Genomic DNA, 19,318 nt, shown 5'->3' with positions numbered 1-19,318 from the left:
TCTTTCTTCCTAGGCCGCCGTCGGCCGCTCCGGCGGCAGCTCGGCGATCGCCTTCATCTCGCGCTCGTGGCGCCACTCGATCACCGACTTGATCACCAGCGTCACCAGCGCCAGGATCGCCAGCAGCGAGGCCACCGCGAAGGCGGCCACCGACTGGTATTCGTTGTAGAGCACTTCCACGTGCAGCGGCATGGTGTTGGTCTGGCCGCGGATGTGGCCCGAGACCACCGACACCGCGCCGAACTCGCCCATGGCGCGCGCATTGCACAGGATCACCCCGTACAGCAGGCCCCACTTGATGTTGGGCAAGGTCACGCGCCAGAAGGTCTGCCAGCCGTTCGCGCCGAGCACGATCGCGGCCTGTTCCTCGTCGGTGCCCTGCGCCTGCATCAGCGGGATCAGCTCGCGCGCGATGAACGGGAAGGTCACGAACACGGTGGCCAGCACGATGCCGGGCACGGCGAAAATGATCTTGATGTCGTGCGCGGCCAGCCACGGGCCGAACCAGCCCTGGGCGCCGAACACCAGCACGTAGATCAGGCCCGCCACCACCGGCGACACCGCGAACGGCAGGTCGATCAGCGTGGTGAGGAAGGCCTTGCCGCGGAACTCGAACTTGGCGATGGCCCAGGCCGCGGCCACGCCGAACACCAGGTTCAGCGGCACCGCGATGGCGGCCGTGATCAGCGTCAGGCGGATCGCGCTCCAGGCATCGGGTTCCTTCAGCGCCTCGAGGTAGGCGTCGAGGCCCTTGCGCAGCGCCTCAGTGGCCACGGCCGCCAGCGGCAGCACGAGGAACAGGAACATGAAGACCAGCGCGAGGCCGATCAGCAGCCAGCGGACCCAGGCGGCCTCGGTGGTGCCGGCCTGGGTGCGGCGAATGACTTTGGATGGTGCGCTCATCTCAACCCCCCGCGCGGCGACGCTGCCATGCCTGCAGGCCGTTGATGACCAGCAGCAGCAGGAACGAGATCACCAGCATCACCAGCGCGACCGCCGTGGCGCCCGCGTAGTCGTACTGCTCGAGCTTGCCGATGATGATCAGCGGCGTGATCTCCGAGATCATCGGCATGTTGCCGGCGATGAAGATCACCGAGCCGTACTCGCCGATCGCGCGCGCGAAGGCCATGGCGAAGCCCGTGAGCAGCGCCGGCGCGATCGAGGGGAAGATCACCTTGGTGAAGGTCTGCAGCCGCGTCGCGCCCAGCGAGGTGGCGGCCTCCTCGAGTTCCTTCTCGGCGTCTTCGAGCACCGGCTGCACCGTGCGCACCACGAAGGGCAGCCCGATGAAGATCAGCGCGATCACCACGCCCGCGGGCGTGAACGCGAGCTTGATGCCGTGCGGCTCGAGGTACTGCCCGACCCAGCCGTTGCCGGCCAGCAGCGCGGTCAGCGAGATGCCGGCCACGGCCGTGGGCAGCGCGAACGGCAGGTCGACCAGCGCATCGACGATGCGCTTGCCCGGGAACTTGTAGCGCACCAGCACCCAGGCCACGAGCAGCCCGAACACCAGGTTCACCAGCGCCGCGAGCAGCGAGGCGCCGAAGGTCAGCCGGTACGAGGCCAGCACGCGCGGCGCGGTCACGGCGACCCAGAACTGGTCCCAGTTCAGCGTGAAGGTCTTGAAGACCAGCGCCGACAGCGGGATCAGGACGATCAGGCAGAGGTAGAAGACCGCGAAGCCCAGCGTCATCGAGAAGCCGGGCAGCACGCGCTTGGCGCCACCGCCGCCGACCGCACGCGAAAACGGCGCTGCCGGTGAGGACAGCGCCGAGGAGGTTGCCCCGCTCATTTACCGGGCGCCGGGCGTGTAGAGCTTGTCGAACTGGCCGCCGTCGTTGAAGTGCACCTTCTGCGCTTCGCCGAGGCTGCCGAACAGTTCCTGCACCGTGAACAGCTGCAGCGGCTTGAAGGTCGCGGCGTACTTCTTGAGCACGGTCTGCGAACGCGGGCGCAGCGCGTGCTTGGCGGCGATTTCCTGCGCTTCTTCGGAATAGAGCCAGTCGAGGTAGGCCTTGGCGAGTTCGCCGGTGCCCTTCTTGGCGACGGTGCGCTCGACCACGGCCACCGGGTTCTCGGCCACGATGCTGATCGACGGGTAGACCGAGTCGACCTTGCCGGTGCCGAATTCGCGGTCGATCGAGACCACTTCGGATTCGAAGGTGATCAGCGCGTCGCCGATGTTGCGTTGCAGGAAGGCGGTGGTGGCATCGCGGCCGCCGCGCGCCAGCACCGGCGTGTTCTTGAACAGCTTGCCGACGAACTCGGCCGCCTGGGCGTCGGTGCCGCCCTTCTTCTTGACGTAGCCCCAGGCCGCCAGGTAGGCGTAGCGGCCATTGCCGCCGGTCTTGGGGTTGACGATCACGACCTGCACGCCGGGCTTGACCAGGTCGTCCCAGTCCTTGATGCCCTTGGGGTTGCCGTTGCGCACCAGGAACAGCATGGTCGAGGTGGTCGGCGATGCGTTCTCGGGGAATTTCTTGGTCCAGTCCTTGGCGACCACGCCGGCGTTGGCCAGGAAGTCGATGTCGGTCGAGGTGTTCATCGTCACCACGTCGGCATCGAGGCCGTCGGCCACCGCGCGCGCCTGGGCGCTGGAGCCGCCGTGCGACTGGTCGATCTTGACGTCCTTGCCGGTGGCCTTCTTGTAGTGCGCCGTGAAGGCCGCGTTGTAGTCCTTGTAGAACTCGCGCGCCACGTCGTACGAGGCGTTCAGCAGGCCGCTGCCCTGGGCCAGGGCGCTGCTGCCGACGAGTGCGGAGGACGCCAGCGCGAACACGGCGGCGAAGGTCTTGATTCTGGAAGTCATGTGGTTGCCAAGGTTTCTGAAAAATCACGGCCCGCCGCCCAGGGGGCGGGCTCGTCGGTCAGCGACTGGAGCAGGGCCAGGCCGAGCGGCCATTCCCCGTGCCCCGAGTCGACGTTGATGTGGCCCGCATTCTGCATGCGAACGAACTCGCTGCCCCAGGCGCGCGAGTATGCGCCGGCCAGGCGGATCGGGCAGTACGGGTCGTTGCTGCTGGCCACCACGATGCTGCGGTACGGCAGCGCCGCGTAGGGCACGGGCGCGAAGTCCGACAGCACGGCACGGCGCTCCGGATCGGCCGGCGCCACCAGCAGCGCGCCCTGGATCCGGGCCGCGGCCTCCGCCGGCAGATGCGCCGTGGCGATGCAGCCCAGGCTGTGCGCCGCGATCACCACCGGCTGCGGCGACTCGAGCACCAGCCGCGCCAGCGTCGACACCCAGGCCTCGCGCCGCGGCGAGGCCCAGTCGTCCTGCTGCACGCGCGCGGCGCCCGGAATGCGCTCCTGCCACAGGCTCTGCCAGTGGCCGGGGCCGGAGTCGCGCCAGCCGGGAACGATGACGATGCGGGTCTGCATGCGAAGGTGGTGGGCCTGGGCCGATGCCGCCGGCTTACTTGTTCGGCTGCGGCGTCAGGCGCAGGTAGGGACGCACCGCCTTGTAGCCCTTGGGGAAGCGCTGGGCGATCTCGGCCGGGTCCTGCAGGCTCGGGATGATGACCACGTCGTCGCCGTCCTTCCAGTTCACGGGCGTCGCCACCTTGTGGCTGTCGGTGAGCTGCAGCGAGTCGATCACGCGCAGGATCTCGTCGAAGTTGCGGCCGGTCGAGGCCGGGTAGGTGATGATGGTGCGGATCGTCTTCTTCGGATCGATGATGAACACGCTGCGCACCGTGGCCGTGGCCGAGGCGTTCGGGTGGATCAGGTCGTAGAGGTCCGACACCTTGCGGTCGGCGTCGGCCACGATCGGGAAGTTGACCGTGGTGTTCTGCGTGTCGTTGATGTCTCCGATCCATTCCTTGTGCTTGTCGGCCGGGTCCACGCTCAGCGCGATCGGCTTCACGCCGCGCTTCTGGAACTCGCCCGACAGGGCCGCCGTCTTGCCGAGTTCGGTGGTGCACACGGGCGTGAAGTCGGCCGGGTGCGAGAAGAACACGACCCACGAATCGCCGGCCCACTCATGGAATTTGATCGGGCCTTCGCTGGAATCCTGGGTGAAATCGGGGGCGCTGTCGCCGAGACGGAGGGTTGCCATGGTCGTTCCTTGGATGGAATGGAAGACCTGGATTGTCCGAACCCCGCCAAGGATGCCAAACGAATATCTGATTGTTTGGTTATGACGTTTTTTGCATATCGACGCGGTCCAGCGCCTCGAAATCGCCGTCAGAACATGCGGTGGGCCCCGTGTTCCAGGTGCTCGACCAGGAAGTCGATCAGCCGCCGCACCGCCGGCACCAGCGCGCGCCGCGCCGGAAACACCATGTGCGCGACCACCGGCGCCGGCCCCCAGTCGCACAGCACCCGGGTCAGCCGCCCTTCGTTGAGGTCGGCGCGGCACATGTAGTCGGGCAGCAGGGTCGCGCCCACGCCGCCGAGCACCGCGTACTGCAGGGTGGCGAGGTCGTCGGCCACGTAGCGCGGCGTGTGGGCATGCACGTGGATCCGGCCCTTGGGCCCCTCGAGCCGCCATTCGCTGCGCCCCTCCCCGTTGACCGACATCGCCGCGGTCGGCAGCTTGGCGAGATCCTCCGGCCCCTCGATCGGCCCGAGCCGCCGCACCAGCTCGGGCGTGGCCACCAGCACGCCGCGGCTGGTGCCGAAGGTGCGCGCCACCAGGGTCGCACTGTCCTCGATCTGCGGCCGCACGCGCAGCGCGATGTCGATGCCTTCCTCGATCAGGTCGACCGGCCGGTTGATCACCCGCATGTCGATGCGCACCGCCGGATAGCGCTCGAGGAAGCTCGGCAGTACCTGCGCCAGTCCGCTGTGCGAGATCGTGACCGGGCAGCTGAGCCGCACCAGCCCGCTGGGCTCGGTCTGCACCTGCGCCACCGCCTCGGAGGCGGCGCGCGCCGCGTCGCGCACCGAGGCCGCGTGGCGCAGGTAGATCTCGCCGGCCGGCGTGAGCGACAGCCGCCGCGTGCTGCGCTGCATCAGCTGCACGCCGAGCTGCTCCTCGAGCTCGGCCACGCGCCGCGACAGCCGCGACTTCGGAATGCCCAGCGCCCGGCTCGCGGCCGCGAAGCCGCCGCGCTCGGCCACTTCGGCGAAGAACACCATGTCGTTGAGGTCCTGCATGGCTCTACTGTCCTGTTTTTGAAACGATGTGGCTTATTTTTACCTACTTATCACCCACTCGCACCAAAAATAGAATTCTGGCCACGCCGGCCACCTTTGAGCGCCGACATCGAAAGAAAGAAAGCGACCAACACCATGAAGCTGCTCCACATCGACTCCAGCATCCTCAGCGGCAACTCCACCTCGCGCCTGCTGACGGCCGAAACCGTGGCCGCCTGGCGCGCCGCCCATCCCGACACCACGGTCGAGTACCTCGACCTCGCGGTCGACACCCCCTCCCACTTCAGCGCCGACGCGCTCGGCATCAAGACCGGCGTGCAGGCCCAGCCGACCGAAGCCCAGCAGCGCGAGAACACGCTGTCCGAGAAGCTGGTGAGCCAGTTCCTCGCCGCCGACGTGGTGGTCGTGGGCGCCCCGCTCTACAACTTCACCATCCCGAGCCAGCTCAAGGCCTGGATCGACCGCCTCGCGCAGGCCGGCCGCACCTTCAAGTACACCGACAAGGGCCCGGTCGGTCTCGCCGGCGGCAAGACCGTGATCGTGGCCTCGAGCCGCGGCGGCATCTACTCGACCACCGAAGGCGGCCAGGCCACCGAGCACCAGGAGAGCTACCTGAAGGTGATCTTCGGTTTCTTCGGCATCACCGACGTGCGCTTCGTGCGCGCCGAAGGCCTCGGCATGGGCGACGCGGTCAAGAACGCCGCGCTGGCCTCGGCCCGCGGCGACATCGGCACGGCGACCGCCGAAGCCGCCAACCAGAGCGTCGCGGCCCTCGCGGCCTGATTCGCAGCCTGATGACGGCGCGCCGTTCGCGGCGCTTCCGAACGACGAGCCGGCCGAAGTGCCGGCTTTTTCGTGGGCGACGGACTTGCCGACTACATCCGAGGCTCGTCGATCGCGTCGCCGCCGCTCTCGCGGCCCCGGACCTCGCCGTCCAGCCCATCGGCGAATGCGGTGTTGATCGCCGCCATCACGCGATCCCATCGCCCCGACTTCTCGAGGATCGGGAAGCGCTTGGCGAGCTTGCCCGACAGTGCGCCGCCGTTCTCGCGCGCGCTGCGGATGATGGCGTCGATATCGGTGTCCGGCCCTTCGATCACATCCTTGACGAGTTTGCGCGCCAGGTCGTTGGAGCGGAAGAACCTGGCCTGCTGGTGCATCTCCTGTTCGATGGTGAATCGCAGCACATGGCCGAGGTAGGTCACGTGGCTGGTGAGATCCAGGAAGCGCCAGGCCGGCATCGCATCGTCGTAGGCCGAGAAGTTGAAGTTCGACCTGATCCCGTCGGCTTCGTGGCGCTCTTCGTTGCCGAACGACACGGCCTCGCCGTAGCGCTGCATGAGCGGGCGCGAGAAGGCCTCGAGCGCGCGGTCGTAGTCGGCCCGCTCCTTGGTGCTTTCCGTGATGAGCGCGGAAACGGGCAGGATGAACGGCAAGCACCGAATCTTCCGGGTCTGGTCCCGCCGTAAGCTTGTCCGGCGCTCCTTGAGCGTCATCCACACCGCGCTGCGACGAAACAGCTCGGTCCCGAAAACGGCTTCCGGTTTTCTTAGCGCGATCTCCACATCGACCCCGACCGCCGAGCGGCTCACTGCGGTCATGCGCACCGTCGCGCACTTGGGCTTCCCACCTTCTTCGTACCGCGCAGGAACATAAATGTCTGCATAAAAGTGGCGGCACAAACCCCTGTTTGCATAAAAGCGCAAAGAAACTGGTGCAAATTCTTTGGCGGGCAGCCCTTCCCTCTCGACGGATTGCTAAAACGGCACGAAGCCGACCCGCATTCGACGACTGCCAGCACCCCGGCTGACATAGACGCTTCGGCCAATGGCTGGCGCATGGCGCGCTCGACAGAATCGCCGCATGCCCGCAGCCCGCCTTCCGGCTTCCCGCATCCCTCTTCTTCCCGCGACCGAGCGCATGGCTGCGGTCGCGCTGCTCGCGCTCTGTCTCGCCGCCTGGGCCGCGGGTCTGGCCGGCGGCTTCCAGTACGACGACCTGCCCAACATCGTGCTCGATCCGGCCACGGCCGGCGGCGAAGCCCTGCGCGAGCGGCTGGCCAACGGCTTCCGGCCGCTGCTGCGGCTGAGCTACGTCGCCGACCATGCGCTGTGGGGCTTCGACGGCACCGGCTTCCTGGCGACCAACCTCGCGCTGCACGCGGCCACGGTGCTCGCCGTGTGGCGGCTGGCCCTCGGCCGGCTGGCCGATCCGCTGGCCGCCTTCCTGGCCGCCGCCCTGTTCGCGCTGCAGCCCGCGCACGCGGCGGTGGTGAGCTTCGCGAGCGGGCGCTCCACCGGGCTGATGACGCTGGGGCTGGTGCTGGCGCTGCTGGCCCATGAACATGCGTGGCGCGAGGGCCTTGACCGCGCGCGCCGCGCCGTCTTCGTGGCGCTGTCGCTCGTCGCCTTCGCGCTCGCGGTGTCGGCCAAGGAAGTGGCGCTGATCTATCCGCTGATGCTGATGGTGTGGGAGTCCACCCGAACCGACGCCACGGCCGGCCGCATCGCGCGGCGCATGGCCGGGCCCGCATTCGCCGCGCTCGCCGGCGCCGCGCTGCTCTGGACCTTCGGCCCCCGGCTGCGCGAACTGGCCGGCTACTCGCTCGCGCTGGCCGATCCGCTCGAGGCCCTGGCCCGGCATGCCGCCGCACTGCCGCTGTCACTGGCGCTGTGGCTGCGGCCCTGGGCGCTGTCGGTCGAGCATCCGGCGCCGAGCGCTGATGCGATGCTGCCTGGCGCGCTCGCGCTCGTAGGTCTGCTGCTCGCCGCGCTCGCGCTGCGCCGGCGCTGGCCGCTGGCGACGCTCGGACTGCTGTGGCCGCTGGCCATCCTCGCGCCGACCCACACGCTGATCGCGCGGCTCGACTGGGTCGTGGAAAAGCCGCTGTACCCCGCGTGGATCGGTCCCGCACTGGCGCTGGGGGCCCTGCTCGCGACCTGGCTGCGCCGGCCCGGTCGCGCAGTTCCGGGCCTGGTCCTGCTGGCGGCACTCGCGGCCACCTGCGCCTGGCGCGCCGCCACCTGGGCCGACCCGGCCGCGCTCTGGCGCGAGGCCACCGAACGCGCGCCGCAGTCGGCCCGCGCCTGGCACAACCGCGCGCTGGCCGAATCCGCCGCGGGCCGCGATGCCGAGGCACGCCGAAGCATCGACATGGCCCTCGCGCTCGACGCCGACGCACCGCGCACCCAGGCGCTGGCGCTCGCGATCTCGCTGGCGGCCGACGAGACGCCGTCCCCGAACGTCCCTTCCAGGAGCCCCTCACCGTGAAGCTGCTTCCACGCCCCTCGCGCGCGCTGGCCGCGCTGGCGCTCGCGCTCGGCTGCGCCGCCGCCCAGGCCGCGCCCGACTGCGACCGCTGCCAGGACCTGCCGCGGCTGTACCGCGAAATGCTCGAGCAGGAATTCCTGCGCGCCAAGTTCCAGACTTGGATCTCCCAGGCTTACTACCCCCTGAGCATCGATGCGATGCAGACACAGGCCACCAGCGCGCTCACCGCGGCCATGCAAGCCAACCTGTACGGCGTGCTCGCGCCGCCGGCCAGCGACGCCGGCACGGCCGGGGCGGCGGCGCCCTCCTTCGGCACGGTGATCAGCGGCGGCAGCTGCCAGCTGGTGGAGTACGTTCCGCGCCCGGGCCAGTCGCCGACCACGCGACCGGTGACCGAGCAGCAGATCCGGCAGAAGCTGTGCAAACCGCTGGCCGAATTCACCATCGAGCACGAGAACACGCACATCAAGGCCTGCACGGCCGCCTACAAGGCCGGCGACAAGTCGGTTGAGTCGGTCGAATGGTTCGTGCAGAGCGACGCCAAGGCCTACGACGCCGGCGTGCGCGTGCTGCGCGACCACATCGCCGCGCTGGCGCGCAAATGCCAGTGGGCCGGCTCGACCAACGTGCGCAAGCCCGACAACAGCATGGTGGTGCCGACGCCCGAGGAGATCGTCACGCTGACGAAGAACGTGAAGGCCAAGGGCAGCGCGATGCGCCGCGCCACGCAGTGAGCCCCCCTCCGGAGTCATCGCCATGAACGAAGCCCTGTTGCTGAGCGCTGCGCTGCTGATCGCCGGCCCGCGCACCGAGATCCCGCCCGAGCAGGTGCTGCCGCGCTTCGAGGCCCAGTGCGTCGACGGCCGCTGGAACGCCGCCTGCCCCGGCCTGCGCACCGAACTCGAACTGGCGCTCTACGGCGAACTGCAGATGCTGCAGTCGCGCGGCGAGATCGACCGCGAAGTACTGCGCAGCGCCGCGCGCGCCCGCTTCCCCATGCTGGCCGAGATGGGCCTGCGCAGGCTCGGCAAGATCGGCTCGCCCGAGGACCGCGAAGCGGTGCTGGCCGCGCTCGACCACACCTCGCCCGGCGTGCGGGCGATCGCGCGCCAGATGCTCGAGGTGCAGGACGACCGCTTCCGCAAGGGCCTGGGACCGTGGATGCGCGCCGGCCAGCGCAACGGCTTCGGCGCGCTGGTGCCCGACGAGCAGCCCGATGCCACGCGGCTGGGCCTGGCCAGCGCCGTCGGCGCGAAGGATGCGGCCACGCTGCGCTGGCGCCCGTTCGCGAGCGACGCGCGCGAAGGCCGCGCGGTCTTCACCACGCGACTGTCGCCCGAACAGGTGCTGCAGCTGGTGGCCAAGGGCCAGAAGACCTTCGACGGCTCGCAGGTGCCCGGCCGCAAGCAGCAGGAGGCGGCGATGAAGTCGATGGATTCGATCAAGCAGGAATTGCAGGCCGCGGCGGCACGCGGCGACCTCAAGGCGCTGCAGGAACTCTCGCAGCGCGTGAACCAGCAGATGCAGGCGGTGGCGCCGCCGCCCGGCGCGACCTCGCTGCGTGCGGTGGCCGAGTTCGCCGCCGCGCCGGCGCAGGTGCGCTACGTGCAGTTGAACGCGCCCCTGCCGCCGAGGATCGACAAGGACGGCAAGGCGGGCAAGGTCGCCACCCGGCCGGTCACGGCCGCCGTGGCCCGCGACGAGGCCTTCGGCGGCGAGACCGTGCTGGTGATCCTCTATTGAACCCGCGTGCGGACCGTGCTCAGGCCGCCTTGTGGCTCTTGATCCAGCCCACGTACTTGTCCATCCAGCCCTGCAGGAACTTCTTCGAGGCTTCGTTGCCGATGTGGCCCTTGTCGTCGAACAGGTCGTCCTTGTTCTGCAGGAACACCTCGGGCGCGCCGAGCGTGGGCACGTCGAGGTAGGCCAGCACGTTGCGCAGGTGCTGCTGCGCCAGCGCGGTGCCGATGGCGCCGACCGAGATGCCGACCACGCCGGCCGGCTTGCCGGCCCAGGCGCTCTGGCCGTAGGGGCGCGAGGCATGGTCGATCGCGTTCTTCAGCACGCCGGGCACCGAGCGGTTGTATTCGGGCGTGACGAACAGCAGGCCGTCGGCCGCCGCGATCTCGGTCTTCAGGCGCTTGACCGACGCGGCCTGGTTGCCGTCCTCGTCCTGGTTGTACAGCGGCAGGTCGTCGATGCGCACGTGCTCGAAGGTGAAGTCCTCGGGCGCCAGCTTGGCCAGCGCGAGCGCCAGTTTCTGGTTGAACGAGTCCTTGCGCAGGCTGCCGACGATGACGGCGATCCGGGTCTGGGCCATGGGTGAAGCTCCTTGAATGAGAGAGTCGTAGTGAGGGTGTCGAATGACGCTGGCGATTATGCGAAGCGTTCAAGACCTTTTCCGGAAAAGTTCTTGGCCTCGGCGCCCTCGGTGCGCGCCCGCCGCAGCCAGGCATTCGCCAGCCGGTCGAGCCCGCTGCACAGCAGCCAGTAGATCGCGCCCACCAGCATGAAGATCTCGGCCGGATAGACCATGGTGCGCGCATTCACCTGCGCGGCCACGAACGACAGTTCGCCCACGCCGACGATGTAGGCCAGCGAGCTGTCCTTCACCAGCGTGACCCACTGGTTGACGAACGAGGGCAGCATCATGCGCAGCGCCTGCGGCAGCACGATGACGCGCAAGGTGCCCCAGCGCGTGAGCCCGAGCGACAGTCCCGCCGCCCACTGCCCGGCTCCCACGCCGCGGATGCCCGCGTGCACCGCATGCGCGAGGTAGGCGCCGCCCACCAGCGACAGCGCGCACATCACCGACAGCACCCCCGGCACGCTGACGCCGAAGGCGAAGGGCAGCAGGAAGTAGGTCCAGAAGATCAGCATCAGCACCGGGATCGCGCGCAGAAAGCCCAGCACCAGCACGAGCAGCGCCTTGAGGCCGCCGCGCGCCGTGGCGAGCCCGATGCCCCCGGCCAGCCCCAGCAGCGCCGAGGCCACGGCCGAGCCGGCGCTCAGCAGCAGCGTGAGCGCGACGCCGCCCAACGGCCCCTGCGGAAAGGCGCCCCACAGCAGGTACGGCAGGCTGTCCCACAGCGTCTCGAACACCGTCATGCCGCCCTCGCCTGCCGCCGCGCGGCCCAGGCCGCCAGCAGCTCGATCGCGCCGATGGTCGCGATGTAGAGCAAGGTCGCGATGCCGAAGGCCTGGAAGGTCTTGAAGGTCTCGGCCTCGACTTGCCGCGAGGCATAGGACAGCTCGACCAGCCCGACCGCCATCGCGAGCGAGGTGTTCTTGACGATGTTCATGTACTGGCCCAGGAGCGGCGGCAGCGCGATGCGCAGCGCCTGCGGCAGCACTACCTGCGCCAGTACCTGGGCGCGCGTGAAGCCCAGTGCCGACGCGGCCAGCGTCTGGCCCACGGGCACGCCGCGGATGCCCGAGCGGATGTCCTCGCCCACGTAGGCGGCCGCGTAGAGCGTGAGCCCGACCAGCGCCGACAGCAGCTCGAAGGACAGCACGTGGCCCGCGTAGAGCCATTCGCGCGCGGCCTCGGGCAACACCGAGGGCGCGCCGAAGTACCAGAAGAAGAGCTGCACCAGCAGCGGCGTGTTGCGGAACAGCGAAACGTAGGCCGCGGTGGCGCGCCGCAGCGCGGGCCGGTCCGAGGAACGGCCGGCCGCGACCACCACCCCCAGCACCGTGGCCCCGGCCACCACCAGCAGCGAACTCCACATCGTCGTCAGCCAGCCGTCGAGCAGCCAGCCCAGGTAGCGCGGCGCGAGCAGCTGCTCGCGCAGGAGATCGATCAAGGCCGTGGCGCCTTCAGCGCGAGGCCACGCGCTGGTCGCCGATCTTCAGCAGGCGCGGCAGCGGCGCCTTGCTGTTCGGGCCGAACCAGGTGTCGTAGATCGCCAGCGCGCGGCCGTTCTTCTCGCTCTCGGCCAGCCAGGTGTTGAGCGCCTCGAGCAGCCGGGTCTCGCCCTTGGGCACGGCCGCGCCCAGGTACTCCTTCGAGACCGTGATCGCCGGGATCTCGTACTTCTCCTTGTCGGGCAGCGCGTTCCACTGCGCGGTGAGCTTCACGCCGTCGTTGGTGATGGCCTGCACATTGCCGTTGCGCAGCGCGGCCAGCGCGAACGGCGAGTCGTCGTAGAGCACGACCTTGGCCTCGGGGTAGTTCTTGCGCAGGTTCGATTCCATCGTCGTGCCCTTCTCGGTGCCGATGCGGATCTCGTTGATCTGCGCCACGTCCTTCAGCAGGCCCTTCTTCGCAAGGAATTGCTGACCGACCAGGAAGTACGGCGTGGTGAAGTCCACCGCCTTGGCGCGCTCGTCGGTGATGGTGAAGCTCGCGAACACCACGTCGGCCTTCCCCGAGGTCAGCAGCGGGATGCGGTTGGCGGGGTTGGTCGGCACCAGCTCGATCTTCACGCCCAGGCTTTTCGCGAACTCGGTCGCGAGGTCGATGTCGTGGCCCACCTGCTTCTTGCTGGCCGGGTCGATGTAGCCGAACGGCGGATTGCCGTCGAAGGCGGCCACGCGCAGGACGCCGGCCTTCTTGACATCATCGAGCCGGTCGGCCCAGGCGGCGCCGGCCAGGGTGAAGGAGCCGATGGCCAGTGCCAGGCTCGAGAGAATGAATGTGCTGCGGGTCATGCCTGCTCTTCGGAATGAAAAGCCGCGACTCTAGGCAGCGCGCGCGCCGCGTCCAACGAAGCAATTTCCGCTTGCATATGCCCCGCGGAGTTGCGCATGAGCTCATGCGAAAAGCTTCGTCGCGCGATGCGCGCGCGGCCCCTAGAGTCGCCGGCCTCCACGCTCACTTCTCCCACCGCGCCGCGCGCGGCATCGCCATGAACACTCCCCGTTTGTCCTCCTCCGCGCTCTCGCGGCGCCTCGTGCTTCGCGCCGGCGCCGGTGCCGCCATCGCCGCGGCCGCCACGCCGCTGTTCGCGCAGACCCGCGCCAAGACCCTGCGCATCGGCTACCAGAAGTTCAACACGCTCAACATCCTCAAGGGCACGGGCCGGCTCGAGCAGGCGCTCGCGAGCGCGGGCGTGAAGGTGGAATGGGCCGAGTTCCTCGGCGGTGCACAGCTGTCGGAGGCGCTGGCCGCCGGCGCCATCGACTTCGGCCATGCCTCCGACGGCATCGGCGTGTTCCAGCAGGCCAGCGGCAAGGGCCTGGTCTACCTCGCGGCCGAGAGCCCCTACCCCGGCGGCGTCGGCTTCCTGGTGCCGCGCGATTCGCCGATCCGCTCCGTGCGCGACCTCAAGGGCAAGAAGGTGGTCACGGGCCGCGGCTACAACACGCAGTACGTGCTGATCCGCGCGCTCGAGGCCGCCGGCCTGCGCTACGAGGACATCGAGCCGGTCTACATCGTCACCGCCTCCGACACGGTGGCGGCCTACCAGTCGGGCAGCGTGGCGGCCATCGGCCTGTGGGACCCGTTCCTGGCCGGCGCGCAGCAGGCCACCGAATCGCGCCTGCTGTTCGACGGCACCGGCCTCAGCGGCAACCGCACCTACCACTTCGCGCAACCCGAGTTCGCGCGCGCCAATGCCGATCTGCTGCGCACCGTGTTCGCCGAGCTGCGCAAGACCAACGACTGGGCCCAGGCCCATCCGGCCGAGGTGGTGGCCACGCTGGCACCGCAGCTCAAGGTCGAGCCCAAGGTGCTGGCGCTGGCGACCGAACGGCGTCAATATGGCGTGGTCGCGCTCACGCCGGCCATCGCACGCGAACAGCAGGGCCTGGCCGACGTGTTCGCGCAGCTCAAGCTCATTCCCAAACCGATCGAGGTGAAGGACGCCTTCCTGGACCTGAACCTCGTCTGACACCGCTGCCCTCTTGACTTCCAGCTCCCACCACGACGTCATCGTCATCGGTCTCGGCGCGCTCGGCGCCGCCACGCTGCACCAGCTCTCGCAACGCGGCGCGCGTGTGCTCGGCATCGACCAGTTCGCGCCGCCGCACGAGCTCGGTTCCTCGCACGGCGATTCGCGCATCACGCGGCTCGCGATCGGCGAAGGCGACGAGTGCGTGCCCTTCGTGCAGCGCTCGCACGCGATCTGGCGCGACCTGGAAGCGCGCACCGGCCGTTCGCTGATGACCACCACCGGCGGCCTGGTGCTGGCACCGCAGGGCCGCGTGGCCGAGCACCACGGCAAGCCCGACTTCGTGCGCCGCACCATCGCCTGCGCCGAGCGCTTCGGCATCGCGCACGAGGTGCTCGACGCGGCCGGCATCCGCGCGCGCTTCCCGCAGTTCCAGCTGCAGGGCGACGAGATCGGCTACCACGAGCGCGAGGCCGGCTTCGTGCGGCCCGAGGCGGCGATCGAGGCCCAGCTCGCGGTGGCGCGCGCCGCGGGCGCGCAGATCCGCACCGGAGAGAAGGTGCTGGCCGTCGAACCCGTGGGCAACGGCGACACCGTGCGCGTGCGCACCGACAGCGCGAGCTTCGAGGCCGGGCGCGTCGTGGTCGCGGCCGGTGCCTGGCTGCCCGAGTTCCTGGGCCGGCAGGCGCGCGCCGACTGGCAGCGCGACTTCTCGGTGCACCGCCAGGTCATGCACTGGTTCGACACCGGCGCGGCCGCCGCCGACTTCGCGCCCGGCCGCTTCCCGGTCTTCATCTGGATGTTCGGCGACGGCCCCGAGGACTACATGTACGGCTTTCCGTCCTCCGACCCCGCGCAGCCCGCGCTCAAGGTCGCGACCGAGCAGTACGTGGAAGCCACCACGCCCGACGACATCGACCGCAGCGTGCGGCCCGAGGAGAGCGCCGCGATGTTCCGCGAGCGCGTGGCCGGGCGCTTTCCCCGGATCGAGGGCCGCGCCCTCAAGGCCCGTGCCTGCATGTACACCGTGACGCCCGACCGCCGCTTCGTCATCGACGCGCTCGACGGCGTGCCCGGCGTGCTGGTGGTCTCGGCCTGCTCAGGCCATGGCTTCAAGCACTCGGCCGGTCTCGGCGACGCCATCGCCGATCATGTGCTGGGGCGCGCGAGCACGCTCGACCTCTCGCCCTTTGCCCGCCAGCGCCTGCTGGAGAAGCCCGCTGCGTGAGCAGCCTCGCGCGATCTTCGGCATCATCGCCGCCGGTTCTTCGTCTGATTCAGGAGCAAGCGCGATGAGATTTCTGGTGGTGGGTGCCGGCGCACTCGGTGGTTATTTCGGTGGCCGCCTGCTGGCGGCGGGACGCGACGTCACTTTCCTGCTGCGCGCGCGACGCGCGGCGCAGATCGCGGCCACCGGCCTCGTGATCCAGAGCCCGCAGGGCAACCTGCACATCCCCTCGCCGCCCCACGTGTCGGCCGAGAACATCGGCGGCCCCTACGACGTGGTCGTGGTCGGCAGCAAGGCCTACGACCTGGCCTCGACCATGGATTCGTTCGCGCCCGCCGTCGGCCCCGAGACCCTGATCCTGCCGCTGCTCAACGGCATGCAGCACATCGACGCCCTGGTCGAGCGCTTCGGCGAGGACCGCGTGCTCGGCGGCCTGTGCCTGATCTCCGCCACGCTCGACGACGAGGGCCGCGTGCTGCACCTCAACGACTCGCACGGCCTCACCTACGGCGACCGCGCGGGCGGCATCCCGCCGCGCATCCAGGCGATCCAGCGGCAGTTCGAGGGCGCGGGCTTCGAGGCCAAGGCCAGCGACAGCGTGCTGCAGGACATGTGGGAGAAGTGGGTCTTCATCGCCTCGATCGCCGGCCTCACCAGCCTGATGCGCGGCTCCATCGGCGACGTGGCCGCCGCGGGCGGCCAGGACGTGGCGCTGGCCCTGTTCGACGAATGCGCCGCCATCGCCGCGCACAACGGCTTCACGGTGCGCCCCGGCGCCGTCGAGCGCGGCCATGCCTTCATGACCGCGGCCGGCTCGCCGATCACCGCCTCGATGTACAAGGACCTCGCGCGCGGCGGTGCCGTCGAGGCCGACCACATCCTCGGCGACCTGCTGAGCCGCGCACCGCAGCCCGCGCCCGCCGTGCCCTCGGTGCTGCGCGTCGCCTATGTGCATCTCAAGGCCTACGAGGTGCAGCGCGCCCGCGCGCAGGCGGCGGCGAACTGAGGCGGATGGCCGGGCACCGCCGGCCCGTCTGCTCCGAGTATCTATTCACCAATGCATTCAATTTCGGCATTTTCCCAATGAAGAATAGAATAATTTATCTATTCACATTGGTATTCAATGCCAGCCTCTTCCGCTGCCACCCCGGCTGAAACCGCCCTCGCCTTCATCCGGGCGCAGGGCGCGGCCACCAGCGCCGAGGTCCAGGCGCGGCTCGGCGTCAGCCAGCCCACGGCCTCGCGCGCGCTGGCGCCGCTGGTGCGCGGCGCCGAGCTCCTCAAGGTCGGCGCCGCGCGCTCGCAGACCTACGTGGCGCCGCGATCCGTCGAGCGCGTGGGCACCGAGGTTCCGGTCGTCAGGATCGATGCGCAAGGCAAGGCCGCGCCCTTCGGCCGCCTCGTGCCGCTGCATGGCGGCCGATGCTGGATGGACGAACGCGAGGGCCTCAGCGCCCTGCACGACGGCCTGCCCTGGTTCATTGCCGACATGCGGCCGCAAGGCTTCATCGGCCGTGCCTTCGCACAGGGACACCCCGAACTCGGCCTGCCCGCCAACCCCGAGCACTGGACCGACGACGACGTGCTCCAAGCCTTGGCGCTCAATGGCGAGGACCTGCCGGGCAACCTCGTGGTCGGCGCCGGCTCCTTCCAGCGTTTCCAGGCGATCGCGGCGCGCCCGGCCCCGCTGGTGACGACCGCCGACTACCCCGCGATGGCCGACCGCGCGATGCAGGGCAGCCTGCCGGGCTCGTCGGCCGGCGGCGAGCAGCCCAAGTTCTGCACGGTGCGCGAAGGCCGGCAGGTGATCGTCAAGTTCTCCCCCTCGGGCAGCTCGGCCGCCGAGCGGCGCGCACGCGACCTGCTGGTGTGCGAGCACATCGCGCTGCGCACGCTGCAGGAAGCCGGTGTCGCGGCCGCCGCCACCCGGGTCTTTCTCGAGGCGGGCCGCGTCTTCCTCGAGGTCGAGCGCTTCGACCGCACCGCGCATGGCCGCATCGGCATGGTGTCGCTGATGGCCTACGACGCGCAGCACGTCGGCAGGATCGACAACTGGGCCGCCACCGCCAACCGCATGGCCTCGCGCGGACTGCTGACGGCGGACGATGCCCGGCGCCTGCGCTTCCTCGAAGCCTTCGGCCGTCTGATCGGCAACACCGACCGGCACTACGGCAACATCTCGCTGCTGATCGAGGATGGCCGCTGGCGGCTGGCGCCCGCCTACGACGTGCTGCCGACGCTCTATGCCCCGGTCAACGGCGAACTGCCGCCGCGCGAACTCGCGGCCGAAAGCCTCGCGCCCACGGTCGACACCCTCGAGGAATGGCCGCGCGCGCGCGAACTCGCCACGCTGTTCTGGCGCGCCGCCGCGGCCGACACGCGCATCACGGCCGGCTTCCGCGCCACCGCGCGCGAGAACGCACGGCTCGCCGACCCCGGCTGAAGCCGCCGCCGCGGCGCGCAGGCTCAATCGGACTTGAGGATCGTCTCCCCCTTCAACGCCCCCATGTCCCGGATGTTGTCGCGGTGCCGCTTCCATCCGGCCCAGGTGCGGCGCGGGTGCATCGCCGAGATGAAGTAGTACAGCGCCTTGAACATGCGCAGCGCGCCCCAGAACGGCGTGCCGCGGTAGATGTCGCCGGCCAGCAGCGACATCAGGCCCTCCTTCACGCGGAAGGGGTTGCCCGGGTACATGAACATCTCGCGGATCGTCGGGTTGGTCACGCGGTAGATGAACCACGAGTACTCGCGCGGGCCCTTGCGCATCATGGCCTCGAAGTCGGCGCGCGCGCCCGCGTACTCCATCGGGCGGTCGAGCGCCTTGGCCACGGCCTCGGCGCCGTCGAAGGCGCTGTGCATCGCGAGGTAGACGCCCGAGGAGAACATCGGGTCGATGAAGGTGAAGGCGTCGCCGAGCATCAGGTAGCGGTCGCCGGTGGCGTGGGTGCTCGAGTACGAGAAGTTGCCGGTGGCATGCACCGCGTCGTCGACCAGCTCGGCGTCCTTCAGCCGCTCGACCAGCACCGGGCACAGCGCGATGGTGTCGTAGAAGAAGTCCTTGAGCGGCTTCTCGCGCGACTTCAGGTAGTAGGGCCAGCAGACCGCGCCCACGCTGGTGGTGCCGTCGGCCAGCGGGATGAACCAGAACCAGCCGTGCGGAAACCAGCAGATGCTGATGTTGCCTTCCTTGCGGCCCTCGAGCCGCTTGGCGTTGCGGAAATGGCCGAACAGCGCGGTGCTGTTGTGCTCGGGGTTCTTCTGCTTGCAGCGGAACTGGTTGGCCAGCAGGGTGTCGCGGCCGGTCGCATCGACCACGAAGCGCGCGCGCCAGCTGCGGCGCTCGCCGTCGTCCATCTGGGCGCGCACCGTGGCGCCGTCGGCGTCGAAGCGCACGTCGCGCACCTTGCAGCCCTCGAGCGCCTCGGCGCCGCGCGCCGCCGCGTTGCGGAACAGGATCTCGTCGAGGTCGGAGCGGCGCACCTGCCAGGCCGAGTCCAGCGACTTGTCCCAGCCCTCGGCGAAATCGACGTAGCTGCGGTGCTCGTGGTCGGGCGAGACGAACTCGATGCCGAACTTCGGCATGCCGATCTTCTCGACCTGGTCGCGCACGCCGAGCTTGTCGAACAGCTCGACGTTGCCCGGCAGCAGCGATTCGCCGATGTGGAAGCGCGGGTGGTGCTCCTTCTCGAGCAGCACCACCTTGCGGCCTTGCCTGGCCAGCAGCGCGGCGATGGTGGAACCGGCGGGACCGCCGCCCACGACGAGCACGTCGCAGGATTCATCGGTGGCCGGGGAGGCGGAAGCGGAGGCGGGAGACTGGGACATGCGAGGGGCGGCTGCGTTGTCGACGACCGCAAAGCATAGCCTGTGCGTCGCGGACTCCGCA

At 69.6% G+C, this 19,318-nt stretch carries 20 protein-coding genes; 8 read left to right on the top strand and 12 right to left on the bottom strand.

What is annotated here, in order from left to right; genetic code table 11:
• Nucleotides 1-9 precede the first annotated feature (9 nt).
• The 6 genes from cysW to INQ48_14550 all read right to left on the bottom strand — a co-directional run bounded on the left by cysW (nt 10) and on the right by INQ48_14550 (nt 5,100).
• Entirely contained in the window at nt 10-903 is an 894-nt protein-coding gene (gene cysW, locus INQ48_14575) for a sulfate ABC transporter permease subunit CysW (protein ID QRF60360.1), read from the bottom strand.
• A gap of 1 nt (nt 904) precedes the next feature.
• Nucleotides 905-1,792: a sulfate ABC transporter permease subunit CysT gene (gene cysT / locus INQ48_14570; protein QRF60359.1), complete on the bottom strand. Its 888-nt coding sequence runs from the start codon at nt 1,790-1,792 to the stop codon at nt 905-907.
• Nucleotides 1,793-2,809 (bottom strand): sulfate ABC transporter substrate-binding protein, encoded by a 1,017-nt coding sequence (locus INQ48_14565; protein ID QRF60358.1) that lies wholly within the window; start codon nt 2,807-2,809, stop codon nt 1,793-1,795.
• On the bottom strand, nt 2,806-3,381 hold the full coding sequence (locus INQ48_14560; protein ID QRF60357.1) for an alpha/beta hydrolase: 576 nt from the start codon (nt 3,379-3,381) through the stop codon (nt 2,806-2,808). Before INQ48_14560 ends, INQ48_14565 begins: the two co-directional genes overlap by 4 nt.
• Before the next feature lie 34 nt (nt 3,382-3,415).
• On the bottom strand, nt 3,416-4,057 hold the full coding sequence (locus INQ48_14555; protein QRF60356.1) for a peroxiredoxin: 642 nt from the start codon (nt 4,055-4,057) through the stop codon (nt 3,416-3,418).
• Between the two features lie 128 nt (nt 4,058-4,185).
• Nucleotides 4,186-5,100: a LysR family transcriptional regulator gene (locus INQ48_14550; protein QRF60355.1), complete on the bottom strand. Its 915-nt coding sequence runs from the start codon at nt 5,098-5,100 to the stop codon at nt 4,186-4,188.
• Between the two features lie 135 nt (nt 5,101-5,235).
• Between INQ48_14550 and INQ48_14545 the strand changes: the two genes are divergently transcribed.
• A complete protein-coding gene (locus INQ48_14545) occupies nt 5,236-5,883 on the top strand; it encodes an FMN-dependent NADH-azoreductase (GenBank protein QRF60354.1) in 648 nt (215 codons plus the stop codon).
• A 92-nt stretch (nt 5,884-5,975) separates the two neighbouring features.
• Here the strand turns inward: INQ48_14545 and INQ48_14540 are convergent, their stop codons facing one another.
• Nucleotides 5,976-6,701, bottom strand: coding sequence for a hypothetical protein (locus INQ48_14540; protein ID QRF60353.1), 726 nt, complete (start codon nt 6,699-6,701; stop codon nt 5,976-5,978).
• Nucleotides 6,702-6,963: 262 nt separating this feature from the next.
• Here INQ48_14540 and INQ48_14535 point away from each other — a divergent pair, with 262 nt between their 5' ends.
• From INQ48_14535 to INQ48_14525, 3 genes are read left to right on the top strand one after another with little or no spacing between them, the layout of a single operon-like run.
• Nucleotides 6,964-8,370: a hypothetical protein gene (locus INQ48_14535; protein QRF60352.1), complete on the top strand. Its 1,407-nt coding sequence runs from the start codon at nt 6,964-6,966 to the stop codon at nt 8,368-8,370.
• Nucleotides 8,367-9,104, top strand: a complete 738-nt coding sequence (locus INQ48_14530; GenBank protein ID QRF60351.1) for a hypothetical protein — start codon at nt 8,367-8,369, stop codon at nt 9,102-9,104. The genes INQ48_14535 and INQ48_14530 overlap by 4 nt, the downstream gene beginning before the upstream one ends.
• A 22-nt stretch (nt 9,105-9,126) precedes the next feature.
• Nucleotides 9,127-10,113 (top strand): hypothetical protein, encoded by a 987-nt coding sequence (locus INQ48_14525; GenBank protein ID QRF60350.1) that lies wholly within the window; start codon nt 9,127-9,129, stop codon nt 10,111-10,113.
• 19 nt (nt 10,114-10,132) lie between these two features.
• Here the strand turns inward: INQ48_14525 and INQ48_14520 are convergent, their stop codons facing one another.
• From INQ48_14520 to INQ48_14505, 4 genes are read right to left on the bottom strand one after another with little or no spacing between them, the layout of a single operon-like run.
• A complete protein-coding gene (locus INQ48_14520) occupies nt 10,133-10,690 on the bottom strand; it encodes an NAD(P)H-dependent oxidoreductase (protein ID QRF60349.1) in 558 nt (185 codons plus the stop codon).
• Between the two features lie 56 nt (nt 10,691-10,746).
• Entirely contained in the window at nt 10,747-11,478 is a 732-nt protein-coding gene (locus tag INQ48_14515) for an amino acid ABC transporter permease (protein QRF60348.1), read from the bottom strand.
• The gene (locus tag INQ48_14510; protein ID QRF60732.1) at nt 11,475-12,164 is read right to left on the bottom strand and encodes an amino acid ABC transporter permease; all 690 of its coding nucleotides are present in this window, start codon (nt 12,162-12,164) and stop codon (nt 11,475-11,477) included. Before INQ48_14510 ends, INQ48_14515 begins: the two co-directional genes overlap by 4 nt.
• 25 nt (nt 12,165-12,189) lie before the next feature.
• A complete protein-coding gene (locus tag INQ48_14505; protein QRF60347.1) occupies nt 12,190-13,023 on the bottom strand; it encodes an ABC transporter substrate-binding protein in 834 nt (277 codons plus the stop codon).
• A 197-nt stretch (nt 13,024-13,220) separates the two neighbouring features.
• Here INQ48_14505 and INQ48_14500 point away from each other — a divergent pair, with 197 nt between their 5' ends.
• The 4 genes from INQ48_14500 (at nt 13,221) to yjjJ (ending at nt 17,875) form a co-directional block, all read left to right on the top strand.
• The gene (locus tag INQ48_14500) at nt 13,221-14,204 is read left to right on the top strand and encodes an aliphatic sulfonate ABC transporter substrate-binding protein (GenBank protein QRF60346.1); all 984 of its coding nucleotides are present in this window, start codon (nt 13,221-13,223) and stop codon (nt 14,202-14,204) included.
• Between the two features lie 13 nt (nt 14,205-14,217).
• Nucleotides 14,218-15,432, top strand: coding sequence for an N-methyl-L-tryptophan oxidase (gene solA / locus INQ48_14495; GenBank protein ID QRF60345.1), 1,215 nt, complete (start codon nt 14,218-14,220; stop codon nt 15,430-15,432).
• A 64-nt stretch (nt 15,433-15,496) separates the two neighbouring features.
• Nucleotides 15,497-16,438 carry a ketopantoate reductase family protein gene (locus INQ48_14490; GenBank protein QRF60344.1) on the top strand — a complete coding sequence of 314 codons (942 nt, stop codon included), beginning with the start codon at nt 15,497-15,499 and terminating at the stop codon, nt 16,436-16,438.
• Between the two features lie 117 nt (nt 16,439-16,555).
• Nucleotides 16,556-17,875, top strand: coding sequence for a type II toxin-antitoxin system HipA family toxin YjjJ (gene yjjJ / locus INQ48_14485; protein ID QRF60343.1), 1,320 nt, complete (start codon nt 16,556-16,558; stop codon nt 17,873-17,875).
• 23 nt (nt 17,876-17,898) lie between these two features.
• Here yjjJ and INQ48_14480 read toward each other — a convergent pair whose 3' ends face one another.
• Entirely contained in the window at nt 17,899-19,257 is a 1,359-nt protein-coding gene (locus INQ48_14480; GenBank protein ID QRF60342.1) for a tryptophan 7-halogenase, read from the bottom strand.
• Nucleotides 19,258-19,318 lie beyond the last annotated feature (61 nt).

The organism is Variovorax paradoxus, from assembly GCA_016806145.1.
Classification (GTDB): domain Bacteria; phylum Pseudomonadota; class Gammaproteobacteria; order Burkholderiales; family Burkholderiaceae_C; genus Variovorax.
This window is presented reverse-complemented; position numbering and strand designations above follow the sequence as displayed.